The organism is Brevibacillus sp. HB1.3 (assembly GCF_013186635.1).
GTDB classification, from domain to species: domain Bacteria; phylum Bacillota; class Bacilli; order Brevibacillales; family Brevibacillaceae; genus Brevibacillus; species Brevibacillus brevis_D.
Genome location: NZ_JABMIT010000015.1, coordinates 106,835 through 127,551, shown reverse-complemented (window position 1 = coordinate 127,551; position 20,717 = coordinate 106,835). Strand labels below are relative to the sequence as shown.

The 20,717-nt window shown below is 47.9% G+C and carries 23 protein-coding genes; all 23 read right to left on the bottom strand.

Annotated features, from left to right (window positions below; translation table 11 throughout):
• Positions 1-64: 64 nt before the first annotated feature.
• Positions 65-1,204, bottom strand: a complete 1,140-nt coding sequence (locus HPY31_RS26205; RefSeq protein ID WP_172143035.1) for an acyl-CoA dehydrogenase — start codon at positions 1,202-1,204, stop codon at positions 65-67.
• Between the two features lie 138 nt (positions 1,205-1,342).
• Positions 1,343-1,507: a hypothetical protein gene (locus HPY31_RS26200; protein WP_016742642.1), complete on the bottom strand. Its 165-nt coding sequence runs from the start codon at positions 1,505-1,507 to the stop codon at positions 1,343-1,345.
• Positions 1,508-1,582: 75 nt separating this feature from the next.
• Positions 1,583-2,497, bottom strand: a complete 915-nt coding sequence (locus HPY31_RS26195; RefSeq protein ID WP_172143034.1) for a hypothetical protein — start codon at positions 2,495-2,497, stop codon at positions 1,583-1,585.
• A 93-nt stretch (positions 2,498-2,590) separates the two neighbouring features.
• Positions 2,591-3,721: an RNA polymerase sigma factor RpoD gene (gene rpoD, locus HPY31_RS26190; RefSeq protein ID WP_012685780.1), complete on the bottom strand. Its 1,131-nt coding sequence runs from the start codon at positions 3,719-3,721 to the stop codon at positions 2,591-2,593.
• Positions 3,722-3,755: 34 nt separating this feature from the next.
• On the bottom strand, positions 3,756-5,630 hold the full coding sequence (gene dnaG, locus HPY31_RS26185) for a DNA primase (RefSeq protein ID WP_172143033.1): 1,875 nt from the start codon (positions 5,628-5,630) through the stop codon (positions 3,756-3,758).
• A gap of 202 nt (positions 5,631-5,832) precedes the next feature.
• Positions 5,833-6,669: a pyruvate, water dikinase regulatory protein gene (locus HPY31_RS26180; RefSeq protein ID WP_172143032.1), complete on the bottom strand. Its 837-nt coding sequence runs from the start codon at positions 6,667-6,669 to the stop codon at positions 5,833-5,835.
• A gap of 11 nt (positions 6,670-6,680) precedes the next feature.
• The gene (gene ccpN / locus HPY31_RS26175) at positions 6,681-7,325 is read right to left on the bottom strand and encodes a transcriptional regulator CcpN (protein ID WP_012685777.1); all 645 of its coding nucleotides are present in this window, start codon (positions 7,323-7,325) and stop codon (positions 6,681-6,683) included.
• 122 nt (positions 7,326-7,447) lie between these two features.
• Complete coding sequence (glyS, locus tag HPY31_RS26170) at positions 7,448-9,517, bottom strand: glycine--tRNA ligase subunit beta (RefSeq protein WP_172143031.1); 2,070 nt, start codon at positions 9,515-9,517, stop codon at positions 7,448-7,450.
• Complete coding sequence (glyQ, locus tag HPY31_RS26165) at positions 9,510-10,436, bottom strand: glycine--tRNA ligase subunit alpha (protein ID WP_012685775.1); 927 nt, start codon at positions 10,434-10,436, stop codon at positions 9,510-9,512. The genes glyS and glyQ overlap by 8 nt, the downstream gene beginning before the upstream one ends.
• Before the next feature lie 325 nt (positions 10,437-10,761).
• A complete protein-coding gene (recO, locus tag HPY31_RS26160; RefSeq protein WP_012685774.1) occupies positions 10,762-11,535 on the bottom strand; it encodes a DNA repair protein RecO in 774 nt (257 codons plus the stop codon).
• Entirely contained in the window at positions 11,526-11,681 is a 156-nt protein-coding gene (locus HPY31_RS26155; RefSeq protein ID WP_012685773.1) for a YqzL family protein, read from the bottom strand. The genes recO and HPY31_RS26155 overlap by 10 nt, the downstream gene beginning before the upstream one ends.
• Before the next feature lie 104 nt (positions 11,682-11,785).
• Positions 11,786-12,703, bottom strand: coding sequence for a GTPase Era (era, locus tag HPY31_RS26150; protein WP_016742636.1), 918 nt, complete (start codon positions 12,701-12,703; stop codon positions 11,786-11,788).
• Positions 12,696-13,094: a cytidine deaminase gene (locus HPY31_RS26145; protein ID WP_172143030.1), complete on the bottom strand. Its 399-nt coding sequence runs from the start codon at positions 13,092-13,094 to the stop codon at positions 12,696-12,698. The genes era and HPY31_RS26145 overlap by 8 nt, the downstream gene beginning before the upstream one ends.
• A gap of 123 nt (positions 13,095-13,217) precedes the next feature.
• Positions 13,218-13,589, bottom strand: a complete 372-nt coding sequence (locus tag HPY31_RS26140) for a diacylglycerol kinase family protein (protein ID WP_172143029.1) — start codon at positions 13,587-13,589, stop codon at positions 13,218-13,220.
• A 9-nt stretch (positions 13,590-13,598) separates the two neighbouring features.
• Positions 13,599-14,108, bottom strand: a complete 510-nt coding sequence (gene ybeY / locus HPY31_RS26135) for an rRNA maturation RNase YbeY (protein WP_253901956.1) — start codon at positions 14,106-14,108, stop codon at positions 13,599-13,601.
• A 3-nt stretch (positions 14,109-14,111) separates the two neighbouring features.
• On the bottom strand, positions 14,112-15,083 hold the full coding sequence (locus tag HPY31_RS26130; protein WP_016742633.1) for a PhoH family protein: 972 nt from the start codon (positions 15,081-15,083) through the stop codon (positions 14,112-14,114).
• A gap of 56 nt (positions 15,084-15,139) precedes the next feature.
• Complete coding sequence (yqfD, locus tag HPY31_RS26125; protein ID WP_172143028.1) at positions 15,140-16,324, bottom strand: sporulation protein YqfD; 1,185 nt, start codon at positions 16,322-16,324, stop codon at positions 15,140-15,142.
• A gap of 27 nt (positions 16,325-16,351) precedes the next feature.
• A complete protein-coding gene (gene yqfC, locus HPY31_RS26120) occupies positions 16,352-16,648 on the bottom strand; it encodes a sporulation protein YqfC (protein WP_007727617.1) in 297 nt (98 codons plus the stop codon).
• A 206-nt stretch (positions 16,649-16,854) separates the two neighbouring features.
• A complete protein-coding gene (locus HPY31_RS26115) occupies positions 16,855-17,052 on the bottom strand; it encodes a sigma-70 family RNA polymerase sigma factor (RefSeq protein ID WP_172143027.1) in 198 nt (65 codons plus the stop codon).
• A gap of 175 nt (positions 17,053-17,227) precedes the next feature.
• Positions 17,228-17,728: a hypothetical protein gene (locus HPY31_RS26110; RefSeq protein WP_172143026.1), complete on the bottom strand. Its 501-nt coding sequence runs from the start codon at positions 17,726-17,728 to the stop codon at positions 17,228-17,230.
• Positions 17,729-17,739: 11 nt separating this feature from the next.
• Positions 17,740-18,744 (bottom strand): flotillin-like protein FloA, encoded by a 1,005-nt coding sequence (gene floA / locus HPY31_RS26105; RefSeq protein WP_016742629.1) that lies wholly within the window; start codon positions 18,742-18,744, stop codon positions 17,740-17,742.
• A 7-nt stretch (positions 18,745-18,751) separates the two neighbouring features.
• Entirely contained in the window at positions 18,752-20,095 is a 1,344-nt protein-coding gene (locus HPY31_RS26100) for an NfeD family protein (RefSeq protein WP_172143025.1), read from the bottom strand.
• 164 nt (positions 20,096-20,259) lie between these two features.
• The gene (locus HPY31_RS26095) at positions 20,260-20,706 is read right to left on the bottom strand and encodes a GatB/YqeY domain-containing protein (protein ID WP_007727628.1); all 447 of its coding nucleotides are present in this window, start codon (positions 20,704-20,706) and stop codon (positions 20,260-20,262) included.
• Between the last annotated feature and the right edge of the window lie 11 nt (positions 20,707-20,717).

The window sequence follows — 20,717 nt, the reverse complement described above, 5'->3', positions numbered from 1 at the left end:
AAAAAGAGCCATGGCTGTCAGTTAACGCTGACAGTCATGCTCTTTCGTTGTCAAATACGGCAGGCTAGCACCCGATTTCTCTTGCGATGACATTACGTAAAATCTCTGAAGTCCCCTCGCCAATCTCTAACAGTCGGGCATCGCGGAAAAATCGTTCTACCTGATACTCCCGCATATAACCATAACCACCGTGAATCTGAATAGCCTGATGTGTAGCAGACATAGCAATCTCCGAAGCATACAATTTTGCCATTGCTGCTTCTTTCGTAAATTTGCGACCATGATCCTTCAGCCACGCTGCTTTATACACCATCGTTCTCGCCAGCTCTATTTGCATCGCCATATCCGCCAGCTTGTGCTGGATCGCTTGAAAATGACTCAAGGAATTGCCAAAAGCCGTACGCTGCTTGGAGTATTGCAACGCCTTGTCGTAGGCAGCCTGTGCAATTCCTACTGCCATAGCTCCGATCCCGATTCGCCCACCATCAAGTGTAATGAGGAACTGCTTGAAGCCTTCGCCCCGTTTCCCAAGGACGTTTTCCTCTGGCACGCGGACATTTTCAAGAACGAGCTCCGTCGTATTGGAGCTGTGCAAGCCGAGCTTTTCATAATTCGCCAACACCTGAAAGCCAGGTGTATCTGTCGGAACGATAAAAGCAGTAATACCCCGGGAGCCCTGCTCTTTGTCAGTCACAGCTGTCAAGGCGAGAAACGAAGCATAGGAGGCATTGGTAATGAAGCATTTGGAGCCGTTAATCGTCCACTCCCCGTCTGCTAAGATAGCATTCGTCCTCGTACCACCTGCGTCAGACCCTGCATTTGGTTCCGTCAATCCAAACGCGCCAAAGCTTTCGCCAGAACAGATTTTGCTTAAATAATTCAGCTTTTGCTCTTCTGTTCCAAACAAAGCCAGTGGAGCGCCACCTAACGAGATATGCGCTGAATACGTGATTCCTGTTGAGCCACATGCACGACTTAGCTCTTCCACAACGATCGCAAAACTCGTGGAATCAGCTCCCGCACCCCCGTATTTCTCAGAGAAGGGGAGACCCATTAAATTCAGTTCGCTCATCTGCTTGAATATTCGGACAGGAAATTGTTTAGTTTGATCGCGTTCATCTGCTTCCGGTGCCACTACCTCATCAGCAAATTCGCGTATCATTTTTTTTAACATTTGTTGTTCTGAAGTCAAATCGAAGTTCATAATCGCTGCCCCCTTGAAAACGCTTTAGTAAAGAACCATCAAGAAATACACAATTTTGACTGAGCGTTTGTTCAGAATACTCTTACCATTATACACCACGATTTTGGATTCATGTGGAAATTCTCAAAAAAAACACGCCTATGATCGGCGTGCTCCTAATAAAATCGCTCCCAAAAAAGAGACAGATGCTGCTATGAATCCGATGCTATATGTATGTACACCCATAAATTTGGCTACTGTTTCTCCACCCAGAAAAAAAGCCGCCAGCAAAATACCGATTAAAACTTTCCATTTATTGTTCATTTATTCACCCCGTTTGCTCTCTTCTGAAATTGTAACAGATGAGCAGGCAGAGGAGAACGAGAAGTCTCGCATAGTCTACAGTCTCAACCACGCATACCAATATCCACGCGTGAAGAAGAACAAAATGGACGCGATGAACACCTTAATGAACAACAGCAATTGAATCATATCTCGCTTCGCTGCTGGAATATACAGAGCCTGTATTTCTGCACCAAAGAAAAAGGCAAGTCCACATACCGCAAATACTCCCGCCCATTTCGAATTGGCCTTATTCATCAAGAAGCCCATACCTGTGAGCAAGCACGCAAGCGGTACCCAGTACAACTCCGAAGTCCACCATGTATAGTCCATCCCTACTCGATGAACGGTTGTAATGCCATACAAGATGGCCAAACCCAGTAACCCTGCATAAAGCAAATAAGCATAGCCGAAAACAATTGCGCTGATGCACAACAACATGCAAACGAAGCCTAAATAAAACAGGATAAACGGCAAGCCACCATCCATTTTTTGGATACAATAAATGCCTCCCGCGATCAAAATCCCAAAGGACAAAGCCAGGAATAAATGCGTCAATGGCGGGGCCGATCTTCGATAAACGAGTCCCAGAATATAGAAAACGAGAGCGAAACAGGCAAAGATGGTAATTTGCATTGGGGTTTGAAAACGGTTAAAATGAAAAGCAAGCAAGATCAAACCAGCAATGACAAAGGCACCAAGGAGCCATGCCACTACCATTTTCCCCGTCACTGGAGAGACAGTTCTAGGTGCATATGTGTTTGTGACAGATGATGTTGAATTGACTTTTCCTGACAGCACACTCGGTGCCGTTCCCATTCGCTCATTCCCGCCTGCGGACGCCGGTGTATTTGGCCGATCCCCTTCTGTATACAGATTTAACAAGAAGATGCAGTAATGTTCAGGCAGTAAATGGTTGCGCCGCCAGTTTTCAATTTCGGCGATGATCGTGCGCTTGCGCTGGTCGTCCAACGCGGCCCCTCCTAACTACGACAAAAAGTGTATTTCTTCATGAATAAGAAAAGCCTACGTCGGCTAACGTAGGCCACATACTTCTTATATCGGTTATTCTAAGAAATCTTTTAAGCGTTTACTTCTACTCGGATGACGCAATTTGCGAAGAGCTTTTGCTTCGATCTGACGAATCCGTTCACGGGTGACACCAAACACTTTGCCTACTTCTTCTAACGTCCGTGTACGTCCGTCATCTAATCCAAAACGCAGACGCAGTACATTTTCTTCCCGGTCTGTTAATGTATCCAAAACGTCTTCCAACTGTTCTTTCAAAAGTTCATAGGCAGCTGCATCAGATGGCTCCAATGCATCCTGATCCTCAATGAAATCGCCTAAGTGGGAATCGTCTTCTTCCCCAATTGGAGTCTCCAGGGATACTGGTTCTTGAGCAATCTTCATGATTTCCCGAACTTTTTCCGGAGTGAGATCCATTTTTTCAGCGATTTCTTCTGGCATAGGTTCACGACCTAGCTCTTGCAGAAGCTGACGGGAAACGCGGATTAATTTATTGATCGTTTCCACCATATGAACCGGAATCCGGATCGTTCTAGCTTGGTCTGCAATGGCACGGGTAATCGCTTGGCGAATCCACCAGGTCGCATACGTACTGAACTTGTAGCCTTTGCGATAGTCAAACTTTTCCACCGCTTTAATCAGACCCATGTTCCCTTCTTGAATCAAGTCGAGGAATAGCATACCACGTCCTACATAACGCTTCGCAATTGATACTACCAATCGCAAGTTCGCCTCAGCCAGACGTCTTTTGGCTTCCTCATCACCTTGTTCAATTCGCTGCGCCAGTTTAATCTCCTCTTCTGCGGAGAGCAGAGGAACTCGACCAATTTCCTTCAGATACATCCGTACAGGGTCATTGATCTTAATTCCAGGCGGAACGGAGAGATCGTCAAAATCAAATTCTTCGTTGTCCTCGTCTTTGATGATCATTTGATCGACTTCATCGTCGTCATCTTCATTCTCATTGTTGTTAATCTCAATGCCTTGATCACCTAGATATTCAAAAAACTCATCCATTTGATCAGAATCCTGCTCAAAACCTGCCAGACGAGCAGTAATCTCCTTATACGACAATGCGCCGCGTTTCTTGCCTAATTCGACCAACTGTTCCTTCACTTGTTCGATGGACGTTGCTTCCATGTCGGAAGTAATATTTTGCTTGTTCATCTACTTTCCCTCCTTCCCCGGGAATGATCTGAAGCTACCCTTCTTTTAAAGCATTTTCCAATTCAAGAATCTTCATCCCTGTAACGGCTGCTTGAAGTTCAAGTTGTTTGCGCGCATCCTCGCTGTCCGCTGCGGCCGCTTGGAGGTGTAAGCTCCGCTGCTCATCGCGCAATCGTTCCAACTCGGCACGCTTCGGGTAGTTATTCACTTGTTTGATGTAGTCACCGATCTCTAATTCAGATACGTCGTTGTTGCACTCCATCATGGCCAATCCCGAGGCTAATTGCTTTAACAAATCGTCTTGCACGTAATGTATAAACTTTCCAGGGTCTTCCGGGTTTCCCTCTGCATAGTAGGCGTACAGGTAGGCAGCCAGCGCATCGTGTTCATCCACCTGAAAGTGGGCACTGCATTCCTGCTGGACGCGGGCGGCTATTTCTTCGTTCCGCATCATGTAGTAAAGCAGCATGCGCTCAGCCGTGTGATAAGCGGGTGGCAGTGTTTTCGCGAGCGTAACTTTGCCATTATTTATACTATTATTCCATGCTGGCGTCACTTTATCCCTTTGGCGCTCACTTTTTTGCTGATTGTAGGCGCGTTTGGACTCCCATTTGAGATCACCGAGAGTAAGGGAGTATTCTTCAGCCAATTGCCGTTGATACATGTCCCGTTCCACCGGGCTGCCCAGTTCATTGATGATCTCGACCGCCTTCGCAATTAAGCGAGCTTTGTCCGTCTCATCTTTTATTACGAACTGACTGCGTAAATGTTTCAGACGGAAAGCCGTAATTGGCATCGCCTGTAACAATACCTGCTGGGAAAATGCTTCAGCCCCATGCTGGCGGATGTAATCATCCGGGTCCACTCCTTGTGGAAGTGGAGCTACTCGAACGATCAAACCGGCTTGCTGCAAAACGTGAATCGCTTTGCTCGTTGCTTCTTGTCCTGCAGCATCTCCGTCATAACAGAGTACGACTGACTCTGTATTGCGACGAAGAATTCTGGCCTGCTGCTCCGTCAAGGCTGTTCCCAAAGTGGCAATACCTTGCGTAAAACCCGCCTGCCATGCCGATATGACATCGACATATCCTTCAAACAGCAGCGCCTCTTTTCTCTTTCTAATGATGGGGCGTGCACGATGAAGATTAAACAGCGTAGCGCTTTTGTTGAACAAAAGGCTTTCCGGGCTATTCAGATACTTGGGTTGAGACTTTTGATTGGAATTGGGCTTCGATCCTTGCAGTAAGCGCCCACCAAATCCGATGACGTTACCTTGGGAATCCTGAATCGGAAACATGATACGACCTCGAAAGCGATCAAAGATTTTTCCTGCATCGCTCCTAGCCAATAACCCTGCTTCCACCATCAATTCTTGTGAAAATCCCCGCTTTGTCAACTGCTGCGTCACGAAATCCCAGGAATCCGGGGCAAACCCGATTTGGTATTCGGCGATTGTCGCCTCAGACATTCCGCGCTTTGCGAGATACTTCATCGCTTCTGCGCCATACGGGGTTTTCGTAAGCACGTAGTGGTAGAGGCGTGAAACGAACGTATGCGCTTCCTGCATCGCATGCTTCATCCGTTTTTCAGGTGATTCCTCTACTTGCTGCGGCTGGGGCACGGCTATCCCGGCACGCTCCGCCAATTTGTGCAGTGCCTCTGGAAAAGTCAATTGCTCCAGTTTCATTAAAAAGGAAAAGATATCCCCACCTGCTCCACAGCCAAAGCAATGAAAAAACTGTCGCTCTGCATTTACGTTGAAGGAAGGGCTCTTTTCAGAGTGAAACGGACATAGACCGAGAAAGGCACGACCGCTTTTTCTCAGTTGAACGTACTCTCCTACAACGTCTACGATGTCGACAGCGGCACGCACTTGATTTACAAATTCATCTGAAGTGGGACCAGTCATGTCTTTCCACCTTTATAAGGAGAATCGCACGTGAGAATATTTAGTTCGTCAAAATTCGTCAATTTCCTTCTTTACATCGAACTTCTTTTCTTCTTTTCTACTTTTCCACATTTCTTCGGGCAATAAACGCTGAGAACTCACGTATGAGAAGTACCTCAGCTAATTGAAATTCTACAAAAAACGTCAAAATCCTTCTTTCGGCCTATTTCCTTTCATTCCGGAGATTGTTTTTTCGAATCATCTCTAAAATGATGTTTGCCGTTTCTTCTACTGCCTTGTTGGAAACATCAATAACGGTACATCCGAGACGCTCAATAATGCGCTTCGAATAGGCCAGTTCTTCGGCAATCCGTTCGAGATTGGCGTAATTTGCTTGTGCTGTCAATCCCAGTGCCTTCAGACGCTCTGTCCGAATGCCGTTCAGTTGCTCCGGATTGATGGTAAGCCCAATACACCGTTCAACTGGCAGTTGGAACAATTCTTCCGGTGGCTCTACCTCCGGGACAAGCGGAACATTGGCAACCTTAAGTCGTTTGTTAGCCAAATACATGGAAAGAGGCGTCTTGGAAGTACGCGAAACGCCAATCAAAACCACGTCTGCTCGCAACAAACCGCGTGGGTCCCGACCATCGTCGTATTTGACAGCAAATTCAATGGCGTCTACTTTGCGGAAATACTCCTCATCCAGTCGACGTACCAATCCCGGTTTTCCGGTTGGTGGCTCTTTCAACATGCCCTGCAATGTATTCATCAAAGGCCCCATAACATCAAGAGCCGGAATTCCGTGAAGAGCAGCTTGTTGTGTAATATACGCATTCAGCTCCGGAATGACCAGAGTGAAAACGATCATTGCCCGCGATTCTTTTGCCGAAGCAATGATTTCGTCAATCGATTCCTTGTCTTCTATATACGGATACTTTTGTACATCAAACAAAAAACGATCAAACTGACTAGCTCCTGCGCGAACGACAAGTTCGGCCGTTTCGCCGATGGAGTCTGAGACTACATAGATGAGCTGTCCTTGCTGTTTACCTAGCATCGCTTCTCCCCCTACACTTTCGGTTCGCTACCCAATTCTACAAATGCTTTCGCGATCGTCGTCTTGGTGACGCGCCCCAGCAGCTCCATCTGCTTCGGATCTTCCTCGCTAGGCCTTACAACAGGCAGAGAATCGATCTGAAAATCAATCAGCTTTTTAGCGGCTGCGTACAAGGTCTCATCAGGTGCACATGTAATGATATTCGGCATCCTAGACATGATAATGCTAACTGGCACATCCTCCAGCGTCTTATTGCCTAAAGAAGCCCGTAGGAGGTCTTTTCGTGAGATTACGCCAGCCAAATATCCTTTTTGGTTGACGACGAATAACGTGCCAACATCCTCCAAAAAGAGGGTAACAATGGCGTCGTAAGCCGAGGCGGATTCGGATACCACGATCGGTACCGCCTTGTAGTCATTGACGAGAAGCTTGTGAAGCCGTTCACTTATGACTGAGCTTGCGGGTCTGCCGGCATAAAAATACCCGACCCGAGGTCTGGCTTCTAGATATCCTGACATCGTGAGGATGGATAAATCAGGGCGCAGCGTCGCACGAGTCAAATTCAGTCGCTCCGCGATATGTTCTCCTGTTATCGGTCCGTCATCCTTCACTATCTGTAAGATGTGCTCTTGTCGTTTGGTAAGCTCGATGACCAATCACCCCGGTTCTGTCTTTACCTCTTCCTAGTATTACTCTATTCGACGGGATATTCCTTCTTTCACGGGGAAAAAAGGTGCCCCCGCCTGTTTTTCAGACGAAGGCACCAGTGTTATTTTGTTTAAGCGAAAACAACTTTGGAAAAATCTGCGTAGCGATAAAGCACACGAGAAAGCTGCAAGAGAAGTCCAAGACGATTCGCACGAACAGCCTGATCTTCAGCCATGACCATGACTTTATCAAAGAATGCGTTGATCGGCTGACGTAAGGTTGACAAGGTTGCGAGCACCTTCTCTTGATCTTTCAGACCCTCCACATCCTTCTGAACAGCTTGGAATGCCTGATACAAGGCCCGCTCCACATCTTCTGCGAACAAAGCTTCGCTGACTTGGTCTGCTTCCGCTTTTTGCGCCAGATTGTTCACCCGGTTAAACTGCTCCACAATCAGCTTGAATTCTTCTGTTTGTACTGCCCCCATCAGTGCTTTTGCTTTTGCCAGCACCTCTGGAACCAATGTCAGGTCGGCAGCAAGAACGGCGTCGATGACATCGTAACGAACGCCATGATCCTGCAAAACATTTTTCAGTCGGAGTGCGAAGAAGTCTACGAGGTCTTTTTTCACGTCTTCTGCGGCTCTTTTGTTTACGCCTTGCGCTACATAGCCTTCCATCGCGGCATTCCACAGATCGGCAAGAGAAATTTGCCAGTCGCGTTCCACCAAAATTGTAACGATCCCCGCTGCCATACGGCGCAGACCATACGGGTCCTGTGAGCCAGTAGGCACAATACCGATCGAGAAGCAGCCTACGATTGTGTCCATCTTGTCAGCCAGACTGACGATCGCGCCTTGAGCCGAAGCAGGCATTTTGTCTCCTGCAAAACGCGGGAGGTAATGCTCAAATACGCCACTTGCGACGACGTCGGACTCACCCGCTTTACGCGCGTAATCTTCACCCATGATCCCTTGCAGTTCAGGGAACTCCCCTACCATGTTGGTCACGAGGTCGAATTTTGCGATTTCTGCAATGCGGTCGACTTGCTTGGTTTCTTCCGCGCTCACGCCCAGCTTGCTTGCTATTTGCGCAGCTGTTTTGCGTACGCGGCGAACTTTATCACCGATTGTTCCCAGCTCTTCATGGTAAACAATTGTCTCCAAGCGTTTCAGGCAGCTTTCAATGGACAGCTTTTGGTCCTCCACGTAGAAGAAACGAGCGTCAGACAAGCGTGCACGAAGAACTTTTTCATTCCCTTTCGCTACGTTTTCCAGAGCGCGGCTGTCTCCGTTACGTACTGTCACAAAATGATTCAGCAATTGACCCTGTGCATTTTCAACAGGGAAATAACGCTGGTGCTCACGCATGGAGGTAACCAAAACCTCGCGTGGAATGGACAGGAACTCTTGCTCGAAGGTACCGTAAAGAGCGGTCGGATATTCCACAAGATGAACAACCTCATCCAGAAGTCCTTCGTCCATTGGAATTGTCCAGCCATTTTCTTTCTCCAAGCGATGAATTTGTTCTACAATGGCTGCTCTGCGCTCGTCGGGCTTCACCATGACATATTGCTCAGCCAGCTTGCTCACGTATTCGCTTGGGTGATTCAAGGTAACCTCTGTTCCCAAGAAGCGGTGGCCACGAGAAACGCGTCCGCTTTTTACACCTGCAATCTCCAGATCGATCAATTCATCGCCGAACAAAGCAACAAGCCAACGAATCGGACGAACGTATTTCAAATCGCGTGCGCCCCAGCGCATATTTTTCGGGAAGCTCATGCCGGTGATTACTTCAGCCAGTTGCGGCAAAAGCTCGGTAGTTGGTTTTCCCGCTTCGGATTTGCGAGCATGAACATACTCGATCCCGTTTACTTCTTTATAATACAGTTGGTCAGGCTCAACATTGTTGCTTCGTGCAAATCCGAGTGCTGCCTTGGACCAGTTCCCTGCTTCATCTTGTGCGATTTTGCGTGCAGGGCCTTTCGCTTCCTCATTGCGGTCAGGCTGCTTTTCAGCAAGTCCGCTGATCAACAGGGCAAAGCGACGAGGTGACTCTAATGCCGTAATTTGATCAAACGGCACACGTTCAGCAGTCAGCCACTTTTCTACTTTTTCCTTGAATTGTGCCGCTGTCTGTGCGACAAAACGAGCAGGCATTTCTTCCAAACCAACCTCTACAAGTAGATCGCGCTTACTCATTTGTATCCTCTCCCTTCACCTGATTCACTTGATCCGCAGCGTCTGCGTTGCCTTTTTGCAAAAGCGGGAAACCGAGGCGCTCACGCTCTTTATAGTAGGTTTGTGCTACTTCACGAGACAGATTACGTACACGAGCGATGTAGCCTGTACGCTCCGTCACACTGATGGCTCCACGGGCATCTAGCAAGTTGAAGGTGTGGGAGCATTTCAGTACGTAGTCATAAGCCGGGTAAACCAGTCGCTCCGCCATCAGTCTCTTTGCTTCTGCCTCATACGTATTGTAGAGAGAGAACAGCATGTCGACATCAGACAGCTCGAATGTGTATTTGGAATGCTCGTATTCTGGTTGCAGGAATACATCTCCGTACGTATACCCGTTGCACCATTCCAGATCGAACACATTTTCTTTTTCCTGAATATAGGAAGCCAAACGCTCCAGTCCGTAAGTCAGCTCGACTGCCACTGGTTTACATTCCAGACCGCCCACTTGCTGGAAGTACGTGAACTGTGTGATCTCCATTCCGTCCAGCCAAACTTCCCAACCTAAGCCCCAAGCGCCAAGCCCTGGGTGCTCCCAGTTGTCTTCAACAAATCGGATATCATGCTCCAGTGGCTCGATCCCGAGTTCGCGCAAGCTCTCCAGGTACAGCTCCTGAATATTATCCGGCGATGGCTTCATGATTACTTGGAACTGGTGATGCTGATACAAACGGTTTGGGTTTTCCCCATATCGTCCGTCTGCCGGGCGACGGGAAGGCTCCACATATGCTACATTCCACGGCTCAGGTCCAATGGAACGAAGGAAGGTCATCGGGTTTAGCGTACCCGCCCCTTTTTCAACGTCATATGGCTGGACAATGAGGCAGTTTTGCTTTGCCCAAAAGTTTTGCAGCGTCAAAATGATGTCTTGAAATGTCATTTTCATGCTTGATCCTCCTCTAAACTTCGTAGAACTTAGAACTTGGCTTTAAGTCGAAACTAAAAAAACCTCCCGCCTCTACACTGCCTGATGCGACAGTGTAGGGACGAGAGGATTCTCGCGGTTCCACCCTACTTGGCGAATGACTTCTTCGCCCACCTTACAATCAAATTGCTCCAGAACGCCCTTCATCAGCATGGTGACCGGGCTTTCACTATCCCCGATTCGCTACTCACAGCCAGTGGCCGACTACTCTTTTCCTTCATGGCAACATACGGTATACAAGTTTGGTTCTTATCATAACGAAAACAAATTCGTATGTCAATTAGTCCTGATCTGATTGCGTCATTCTTTCCATACGCTCCAGTTGCTCCAAAAATGACCGACTTTTCAGCCTGAGATCCAGATACTCGTCCATGAAGCTCCGCAGTACATGCTTGAGCTGGTTGCGTGTAGCCGGTTTTACTTCAATGTCACCAAGCCGTTCCAAATCAAATACCTGGAACAGCCGTAGCAGCTTCCAGGTCGAGGGTGTAACTGCCATCGCATACGGATCGGAAGGCAGGCAAACTGGGCACAACAAGCCGCCCTGTCCCACACTGATCGCATAGGGTTCGCGCTGTTCGCCACAGTTTGCACACGCTGTGAGCTGCGGGGAGATCCCCGCTACAATGAGCATCTTGGTCTCAAAAATCCGACACAGAATCTCAGCATCTCGTCCTTCATCCAAATGGCGGAACGTATGAAGAAGTAGCTGAAACAAATAGGGATTCGGCTCCCTTTCTTGTGTCAGTCGATCCAAAAGTTCTGCTATGTATGCGGCATAAGCCGTAGCAGTCAGGCTTTGCCGCATATCCCGGAACGAATCCAGCATATCTCCCTGAGAGAGATCAGGCATTCCCGTACCGGGTCCTGCCTTGCATAGATAATAACTATGCGAAAACAACTGGGAGACGGCGGCAAGACGGCTTTTGGTCTTTTTGGCACCACGGGCCATCACGCCTAATTTGCCGTTCTCCCGGGTAAACATTGTCACCACTTTACTGGACTCGCCATAGTCCACACTGCGAATGACAATCCCTTCCCATTTTACAAGCATGCCTGTGTGTCACCCAATTCTTCCTGGGCGAGATCAAACGAGGTCTCCTCGCTGGAAACATCTGTTTGATGGTGATCACGGTAGAGAAGGTAAGCATGGATGTCACCGGTTGAAGCGAAAACTCTCCAAGAAAAGTCACGAAGCAAGGAGCATCATCCTTTCCTATATCGGGTCTATCCACTTCCTTCTTAGAATCACCTTTGCCCGTTATTCTATGCCTTGGAAAAATTAACACATCGCGTTGGGAATATTATTGCTCGTCGTAGAAACCGAAGTTACGCAGCATCCGATCTTGGTTGCGCCAATCCTTTTTCACTTTGATCCAGAGCTCCAAAAATACTTGGTCCCCCATCAGTCGCTCGATATCCTTGCGCGCGCGTTGACCAATTTCTTTGAGCATCTGACCTTTTTGCCCGATCAAAATACCGCGCTGGGAATCCCGCTCTACATAAATGGCCGCGTAAATGTAAAGTGTCTTGCCATTTTCGCCACGCTTCATTTCTTCAATGACGACAGCAATGGAGTGAGGTACTTCTTCTCTCGTCAAATGCAGGACTTTTTCCCGAATCAATTCAGCTGCTACAAAGCGTTCCGGATGGTCTGTCACCTGGTCAGCAGGGTAATACATCGGGCCTTCTTCCATTTCACCCAAAATAGCCTGCTGCAATGATCCTGTATTGTTACCTTCCAGAGCAGAGATCGGAACAATCTGCTTGAAATCATACAATTTGCGGTAATCGTCAATAATTGGCAACAATGCTTCCGGGTGTACTTTGTCAATTTTGTTGATGACCAAAAATACTGGCGTTTTGACCTGCTTCAACCGCTCGATGATGTAGTCGTCCCCGGCTCCGCGTTTTTCTGTTGCATCGACAACAAATAAAACGAGGTCTACTTCGTTCAATGTATTTTCGGCAACCGAAACCATGTAGTTTCCTAGTTTGGATTGAGGCTTGTGAATCCCCGGTGTATCCAAGAAAATAATTTGCCCCTCTTCGGTCGTATGCACCGCCGTAATTTTGTTGCGTGTTGTTTGGGGCTTATTCGACATGATGGCAATTTTATGTCCCACAATATGATTCAACAGTGTTGATTTTCCAACATTTGGGCGTCCTACAATGGAGACAAAGCCAGATTTAAACGATTGCTTGGTCTTGCGATTATCCACGTAAATCCTCCTTGGTGAATGCGCCTGGAAGCAGGGCAGATACTGTCGTTTCCAAAATGTCGCCTTTGAGATTCGTCAAGAATACAGGCATGTCCGGCGGGCACAGCTCCGCGATGACTTGTCGGCAAGCCCCGCACGGTGATACAGCTTGCGGGGTATCGGCAGCGACAGCTAATGCCTTGTAAGTCCGATCGCCTTCCGAATACGCTTTAAAAATAGCCGTACGCTCTGCGCAGTTACACAGGGAGTATGCTGCATTTTCAATATTGCCGCCCAAATAAACCTTGCCACTATCAGCCAAAAGAGCTGCTCCTACCTGAAACTTGGAGTACGGTACATAAGCGAGCTTTCTGGCTTCGATTGCTTGCGCTAATAATGCTTGTTTATCCATTCTCATCATTCCTCATATGATTGGTCTTTAACATCATTTCACAACAGAATCTGTCCAAAGAGACACGAAGAAACCAGACTGAAAGGTCAACTGGAATGACCCGTCCGGTATCACTAGTAAAAACTATCCCCACACTTTTTGCAACAGTGGCTGTCCAAATACGATGACTCCGATGATAAAAGACAGAATCGCCGCCACAAGCACAGCTCCTGCTGCCACATCTTTGGCAATCTTCGCCTTGGCGTGCCATTCCGGGGAAGCTAAATCAACGACTGCTTCGATCGAAGTATTTACCAACTCAAGGGAAAAGACCAGACCGATAGAAAAAAGGACCAGCAAAACATCGCTGCGGGGTATCTGCAGCCACCACGCTGCCGCTAGCACCACAATCGCTGCGGCTACGTGGATTTGCATGTTTCGCTGTGTCCGTACGGTATAGGAAATTCCTTGCAGAGCGTAGGCGAAGCTGCGAGTCAATCGTCGCCATTCCTTCAACGTAATCTCCTACCTCGTCAAGCCGATTTCTTCCAGTACCTTTTCTTGACGTGAAAACATTTCCTTCTCTTCTTCTGGGGTCCCATGATCATAGCCCAGAAGGTGAAGAAAACCATGAACCGTGAGAAATCCGAGTTCGCGTTCGAATGAATGACCATAGTCTTCGGCCTGCTCATGTGCTTTTGGCACCGAGATGATGATATCTCCAAGCATATTCGGAAACTCGCTGGCCTCATCCTCATCGATGAAGATTTCCATTTCCCCTTCACCCGGCTCGTTCATCGCAAAGGACAGAACATCCGTAGGCCGATCAACGCCACGATAGTCGCGATTTAGCTCGTGGATGCGCTCGTTGTTCACCAGCGTGACAACCACTTCTCCTTGTACCTCTTCCAGCTTTGCCGCTGCTTCCAGACAACGGACAAGCAGGTTTTGCAAATTCTCATCGATCGGTTCGATTTCTTCATGAAGGATTTCTACAGATAACACAGGTAAACGATCTCCTTTTTGTGACGCCATTTATTAATAGCCGTGTTCTACTTCTTCCTTGGCATAAGCAGCGATGATTTTTTGTACCAGACTGTGACGAACGACGTCTCCCTCTTGGAAATGAATAAAGGCTACATCGGAAATCGGACTTAAAATGCGCTGTGCTTCACGCAATCCGGATTTCTTGCCTTTTGGCAAATCCACCTGGGTCACATCACCCGTAATGACCATTTTCGAACCAAAGCCAAGCCTGGTCAAAAACATTTTCATTTGCTCGGGAGTCGTGTTCTGGGCTTCATCCAAAATAACGAAGGAATCTTCGAGCGTACGACCACGCATGTACGCCAAAGGAGCAACCTCAATAAGTCCGCGTTCCATCATTTTGGCGACTTGTTCATTGCCCAGCATGTCGTACAAGGCATCATAGAGCGGACGCAGGTAAGGGTCTACTTTTTCCTGCAAATCTCCTGGCAAAAACCCGAGGCTCTCCCCCGCTTCTACGGCCGGTCTGGTAAGAACGATCCGTTTGACACGCGCATTTTTCAACGCATTTACTGCTGTGACAACAGCCAAATACGTTTTTCCGGTACCAGCTGGTCCAATTCCAAACACAATGTCATGCTTCTTGATCGCAGACAAGTAATGACGCTGGCCCAAAGTCTTTGCCCTGATTACTTTGCCACGTTGGGTACGAGCGACTTCTTCATCATACACATCGAGTAGTTGGGCACCTTCTCCCCGTTCAATCAACGACATCGCATAAGAGATGTCTCTCTCGGACAGGGCAATCCCTCTGCGAATCAACTGCAGCAGAATTTCAATCAACGCTGTCAGTTTGTCCACTTCCGGCTTATCCCCGCTAATAACCAGTTCGCCTTCTCGGGTCATGATTTTGGCGGAACTTCTTTGCTCGATCAGTGTTAGGTACGCGTCATGTGGTCCGAACAACAGCAAGGCCTCAGATGCGTCTGAAAACGGGATTCTTACCTCATCTTGTACGTGCAACAGGCTTCCATCTCCTTGCAACGGTAATCAGCAATGCGTCATTTACTTGCCATCCCTCACTGCCCAACGAAAGGCTGTTCAATGGCAATATCTTCAATGACGGAAAAATGAATGCTTACGTAAACTTTACCATTCTCTGTTGTGACGTGCAAAACTTTTTCGTCCTGAATGAACGCATCTTTTCCAGCTTTTTTCAAGATATCCTCTCTGGCGAATTTTTTAGCCAGCTCCGTCGCTTCCTCTACGCTCATTTCTGTTTGAACGGGTTCTGTTTGCGCGAACGTTACTGTCTTCCAGCCAAGTGGTGAGGTATATCCTGCATACGAGGGCAGAAACCGTTGTTCTGCCATTTCGGCTTGTGCAAAGGACTGTTTTTCAAAGGGCCACACGTATACCGCATAGGGGCCTACGAGCAGGTATTGATGCTGCAGCTTTTCTCCCGTCAAACGGTGCATCGTTTGTTTTAGCGGGACAGATGTGTTGCTTATATACCACACTTCCCCTTGCACCTTGCCCCGTGCTGAAACGGCTTGTTGACGGTCGTCATTGCCGATGATTCCGGAAATAAGCACTTGACCTTTTTCTACCAATTGATTGCTCACAACCTGACTGCGACCAACCTCCGGGAGAATTTTATGGACGACAGCCCTCTTTTTCGCTACAAGATGACGCGGACCTGTTGCAAGCGGCTTTACGGGAGCCTCTTTTTCAACCACTTGAAGCATGACCTTGGTTCCTTGAATCTCAATTCCAACCCAGGACGCTTCAGGCAGAAGACTCAACAGCTCTTTTTGCAAAACCAACGGTTCTTTTAGTTTGACCTTCCATGCCCCTTCTTTAATCCCCACTTGTTCGGCGGCTTGAATCACTCGTCGCGGATCAACCATTTTCGTCCCACTCACTTCCACACTCCAAACAAAAGAGGAGAGCATGTACAATCCGATGAAAAAAAGAGCAGCCCCAATCGCCAGTCCAGATCGTCTACGTATACGCAGCAGCCAGAAAGGTAGCCCATCTCTTGCCTCGACGTGACTGCGACAGCCTGTCTCTTTTAAAAGCGGTCGCAAACGAAAATAATCCCGAATCAAAATATCGCAGCGAGTCACCTCTTCTCCTACCCTGCGAATATTCCAGATTCGAATTCCATCCCGTACAGCCATATTTAGCATCCGCTCAAACCGTTTTCCCCGAACGGTAATGGTTACATGTCCATCCACCCACTCCTTGATTCCATACCTCATACGTGCCGCCCCCTACCTCAACAAAGATTACGAGCTCTGTGGTCCCGTCTCCAAAAATTTCACGCCACCGATTCTGCCTTCTAAGAGAACCTCCTCAGGTAAAATCGCTCGGATGACAAGCTGTTCACCTGAAACAATCATTTGACCGTTCGTCAACAACAGGCGAAGCTCTTTTTCGCTAAAATGCAAGACTCCTCGATGATTTTCTATATACATTTGCAAATGGCCGATCATCGTGATGCGCGGGACTTCCAGGACTACATCTTGCGGCAGATCCAACACCCCTCCGGCCAGCTGGCGCAGACGGCGGCTCCAACGCTTCATGGATTAGCCCCCCTTCTCGTTCTATATATTGGCGAATATGATGACCTCAACTGTTTGCAGGTGCAAAACCATTCTTATCTATGCGTATGCGCGAGTATAAAGTGGCATTCATCAAAAACGGTCACAAAAAAGGAGCCCTCATCGCTCGCAATTTGGCAAGCAGGTGAGAACTCCCTTTGTGAAATACATGTAACAAAATCCATTGATTATTTGCTTTCTTTTGCAACAGAAACCCGTTCTTTTTCTTGTGTAAGCGCCTTCCATTTTTTCATGACTCGTTTTACTTTCTCAGCTGAACAACCGCACGCGATCGCTGTTTCATACACTGATTTCTTTTCGAAGATGGCAAGCCGAATCACTTTTTGGCGAAACCGCCCCATTTGTTCGAAAATTTGTTGATTCATCGCTTGACCTCTACTCCTTCTTCTATTCGGAAGAATTTTCTTTACATTCAGGATAGTCAACCGGGATACGAGAAACAAGACAAGTTGTTCGAGATATTTCGACATAAAAACATTGCGTATCAAGAAAAAGAAAAACAGGCGAACCGAGGCTCACCTGTTTGACTTGCTGCTATTATCAAATCTTTCTTTGCCGAACCTGCTGGGCGTACGGAGCTTTAGAGCGCGGCTCTCCAAAAATGAGTGCCCATTTCATCCCATCACGCGGATTGCCGTGTTTCGCTGTGAGAGTACTCGCTCGTTCCGAATCAGCGACCTTCTTCGTTTCCGATTCCTTCACTGTGATGGTCGGACCCGTCGAAGCACGAGCTGGACTGGAAAATGCCCATTCCTGCTCGACCCCAATCCCTTCCATCGATTCTTGCTGAAGCGGCTCGTATTTAGAGGATGCTCGCACCGTCTCTCTGCCGTACTCTTCCGTTTCCATCGGGATTTCCGACGTGCTTGCCGGGGTAAGCGGAGGCATTTTCTTGCCTTGAGACATCTTCTTCTTTCCTGTTTTGCCAAGAGCTTTATATCCTAAGTAACCAAGGATGACAAACCAGAACTTGCCAATGAGCGGGATGATCCACTCGACTAAATCCAGTAAATCTACGACGAGATCCATAAGATCTTCCATGGCAATCGCCCTTATTCTTTCTCGTCTGGTATAGCAGGATCTTGTTTGTCACCTGCATGCCCAAAAGATTGACGCATTTGTGTATCAGCAGCAATGTTTTGCATGTTGTAATAATCCATTACGCCCATTTTGCCGCTTTTCAATGCTTCGGACAAAGCGAGTGGTACTTGTGCTTCTGCTTCTACTACTTTTGCCTTCATTTCTTGTACGCGCGCGATCATTTCTTGCTCTTGAGCTACCGCCATGGCACGACGCTCTTCCGCTTTCGCTTGGGCAATACGTTTATCTGCTTCTGCTTGGTCGGTTTGCAATTGTGCCCCGATGTTCTTCCCTACATCCACGTCCGCAATATCAATCGAGAGAATTTCAAAAGCAGTTCCGGCATCTAGACCTTTGTTCAATACCGTTTTGGAGATCAGATCCGGATTTTCCAATACGTCCTTATGTCCTTTTGACGAACCAATTGTCGATACGATCCCCTCTCCAACACGAGCGATGATGGTTTCTTCACCAGCACCACCGACCAATCGATCAATGTTGGCACGAACCGTTACTTTTGCACGAGTGCGCAGCTCGATACCGTCTTTTGCCATAGCTGCAACCACAGGTGTTTCAATCACTTTCGGGTTAACGCTCATTTGTACCGCTTCCAATACATCACGACCAGCCAGATCAATGGCTGCAGCTCGTTCGAACCCAAGTGGGATATCTGCGCGTTGTGCTGCTACGAGCGCATCTACTACACGGTCTACGTTACCGCCAGCGAGATAATGGCTCTCCAATTGGTTTGTATCCAGCTGCAAGCCCGCTTTACGCGCTTTAATCAACGGATTCACGATACGAGATGGTACGACGCGACGCAAGCGCATAGCGACGAGGGTAACAATCCCGATATTCACACCGGAAGCCAGCGCAGAAATCCAGAGCATGACTGGTACGAACGAGAAGAAAACGGAAAGTACAACAATGGCTACTGCCACCATAAAAATAAGGGGAATCAAACCGCCTTCAAACATGAAAAGCTCACTCCTTTTGTTCTAGTTCGGCAACGACGATACGCGTGCCTTCTACTTGCACAACGGTGATGGCGGTACCTGCTTCAATGAACCCACCAACCGATACGGCATCCACACGTTTTCCCTCCACCTTGACGACCCCTGCCGGGCGTAATGGTGTTAGGGCGATGCCTGATTTTCCTTCCAGCTCACGCTGATCGCGCGGAGCTACATAACCTTCTTCATTGCTTTGCGTCTCACCCAAGACAAACTTGTTAAATAGACCTTTAACTCCGTATTTCTTCACTAACATGAATGCTACAATTACCGTGACCAAAGCGGCTACACCCAGGGATGCGAGCCCTTGCTTCGTATCGTAGGCTGCCATTACAAGACCTGTCACAATGCTCAGGAAGCCAATCGCACCGACAATGCCGCCCGGAAGAAAAATTTCCAGAAGCATCAGTAAGATTCCGACGACAAACAGTCCGATGTGCAACCAGTTGGCAAATCCTGCTACATAATGCCCGAAGAAATACAGACTAAACGCGAAGAGCGAGATCGTCCCCGCAACACCAAAGCCAGGAGCAAACAGTTCGACTACAATTCCACCCAATCCAATGATGAGCAAAAGACTCATCACAATGGGACTCGTCACCCATCTCGCTACCAGCTCGCCACCGGTTGGCTCAATCGCCTGAAGGGAATCTGGCTGAATGCCAAGCTTTTTGAGCAGTTCTTCCTTATTAGACACCACATCATCCGCATAACCCAACCGCTTCGCTTGTTGGGCATCGAGAGAAAGCACCGTGCCTTTTGGCTTTAATCCCGGGAATTCTGTATCGATTTCCACCATCGCGCGAGCAACGTCAGGATTGCGATTATTCAGCTCAGCTGCCGCCTTCATTTTATTACTCCAACCGGAAATGAACTTGATATCTGCTGCATTTCCTGCCAAGTCAATCGGTGTGGCTGCCCCCATGCTACTACCCGGAGTCATAATAATTTCATTTGCATTCAGGGCGATGTAAGTTCCCGCTGAAAAAGCCTGGTTATCAATGTAGGCTATCACATGCATGGGAGCCTGACGGATCAACTGACCAATCTGGTCGGCAGCGTTCACTTCTCCACCTGGCGTATTGATATGCAAGATAACAAGATCTGCCTGTTGCTGCTGTGCGTCAGCAAATGCTCTGTGTAAAAAGCTCTCCAGCCCTCGCTCGATCGTGCTATCTACTGGAATCCAGACTGCTTTTTGATAGGTCTTGGCTGTTGTGGACGCAGGAGCAAGAAGCATCGTCATACCCATAATCAGGCAAAGAAGAGAAAAAAGCAATCGCACGCGGCTTTTTACTAGCCTTGTTGCACTCATTGCATGTACCTCCTTTCCTTCTATCAGCTTCAACTTGTGTGCAATAAGGTATACGAAAGAGGGTGGCAATCGTTTCATATTTCTTTCACATTTGGAAAAAAGAAAAACCCAACCTTTACAGGTTGAGTTTTTCTGTTCGTATCTATATGAGGTGTTACTCGCTTCTACGATGGTAGTTCCTCAGATACAATCTTTTGCACGAGGTTTCCGTCTGCTCTGCCTTTCACTTTCGGCATGATCGCACCCATCACTTTGCCCATCTCCTTTTTGGAGGAGGCATTGGTAGCTGCGATACCTTCCCGAACGATATCACGAATTTCGTCTTCGCTAAGCTGAGCGGGTAAGTAAGCGGAGAGCACGTCGATCTCTTCGCGCGTTTTCGAGGCAAGTTCCACGCGGCCTGCCTTCTCAAATTCGTGGAGGGATTCACGGCGTTGTTTTAACTCACGAGTCAAGATGGTCAGCACTTCGTCTTCAGACAAAAGTCTGCCCTTGTTAATCTCTTCGTTCTTTAATGCGGCTTTCACCATGCGAATAACAGAGAGTTTTAGAGCAGCTCTGTCCTTCATTGCTTGCTTCATATCTTGATCGAGTCGCTCCATTACACTCATGATGAGCCCTC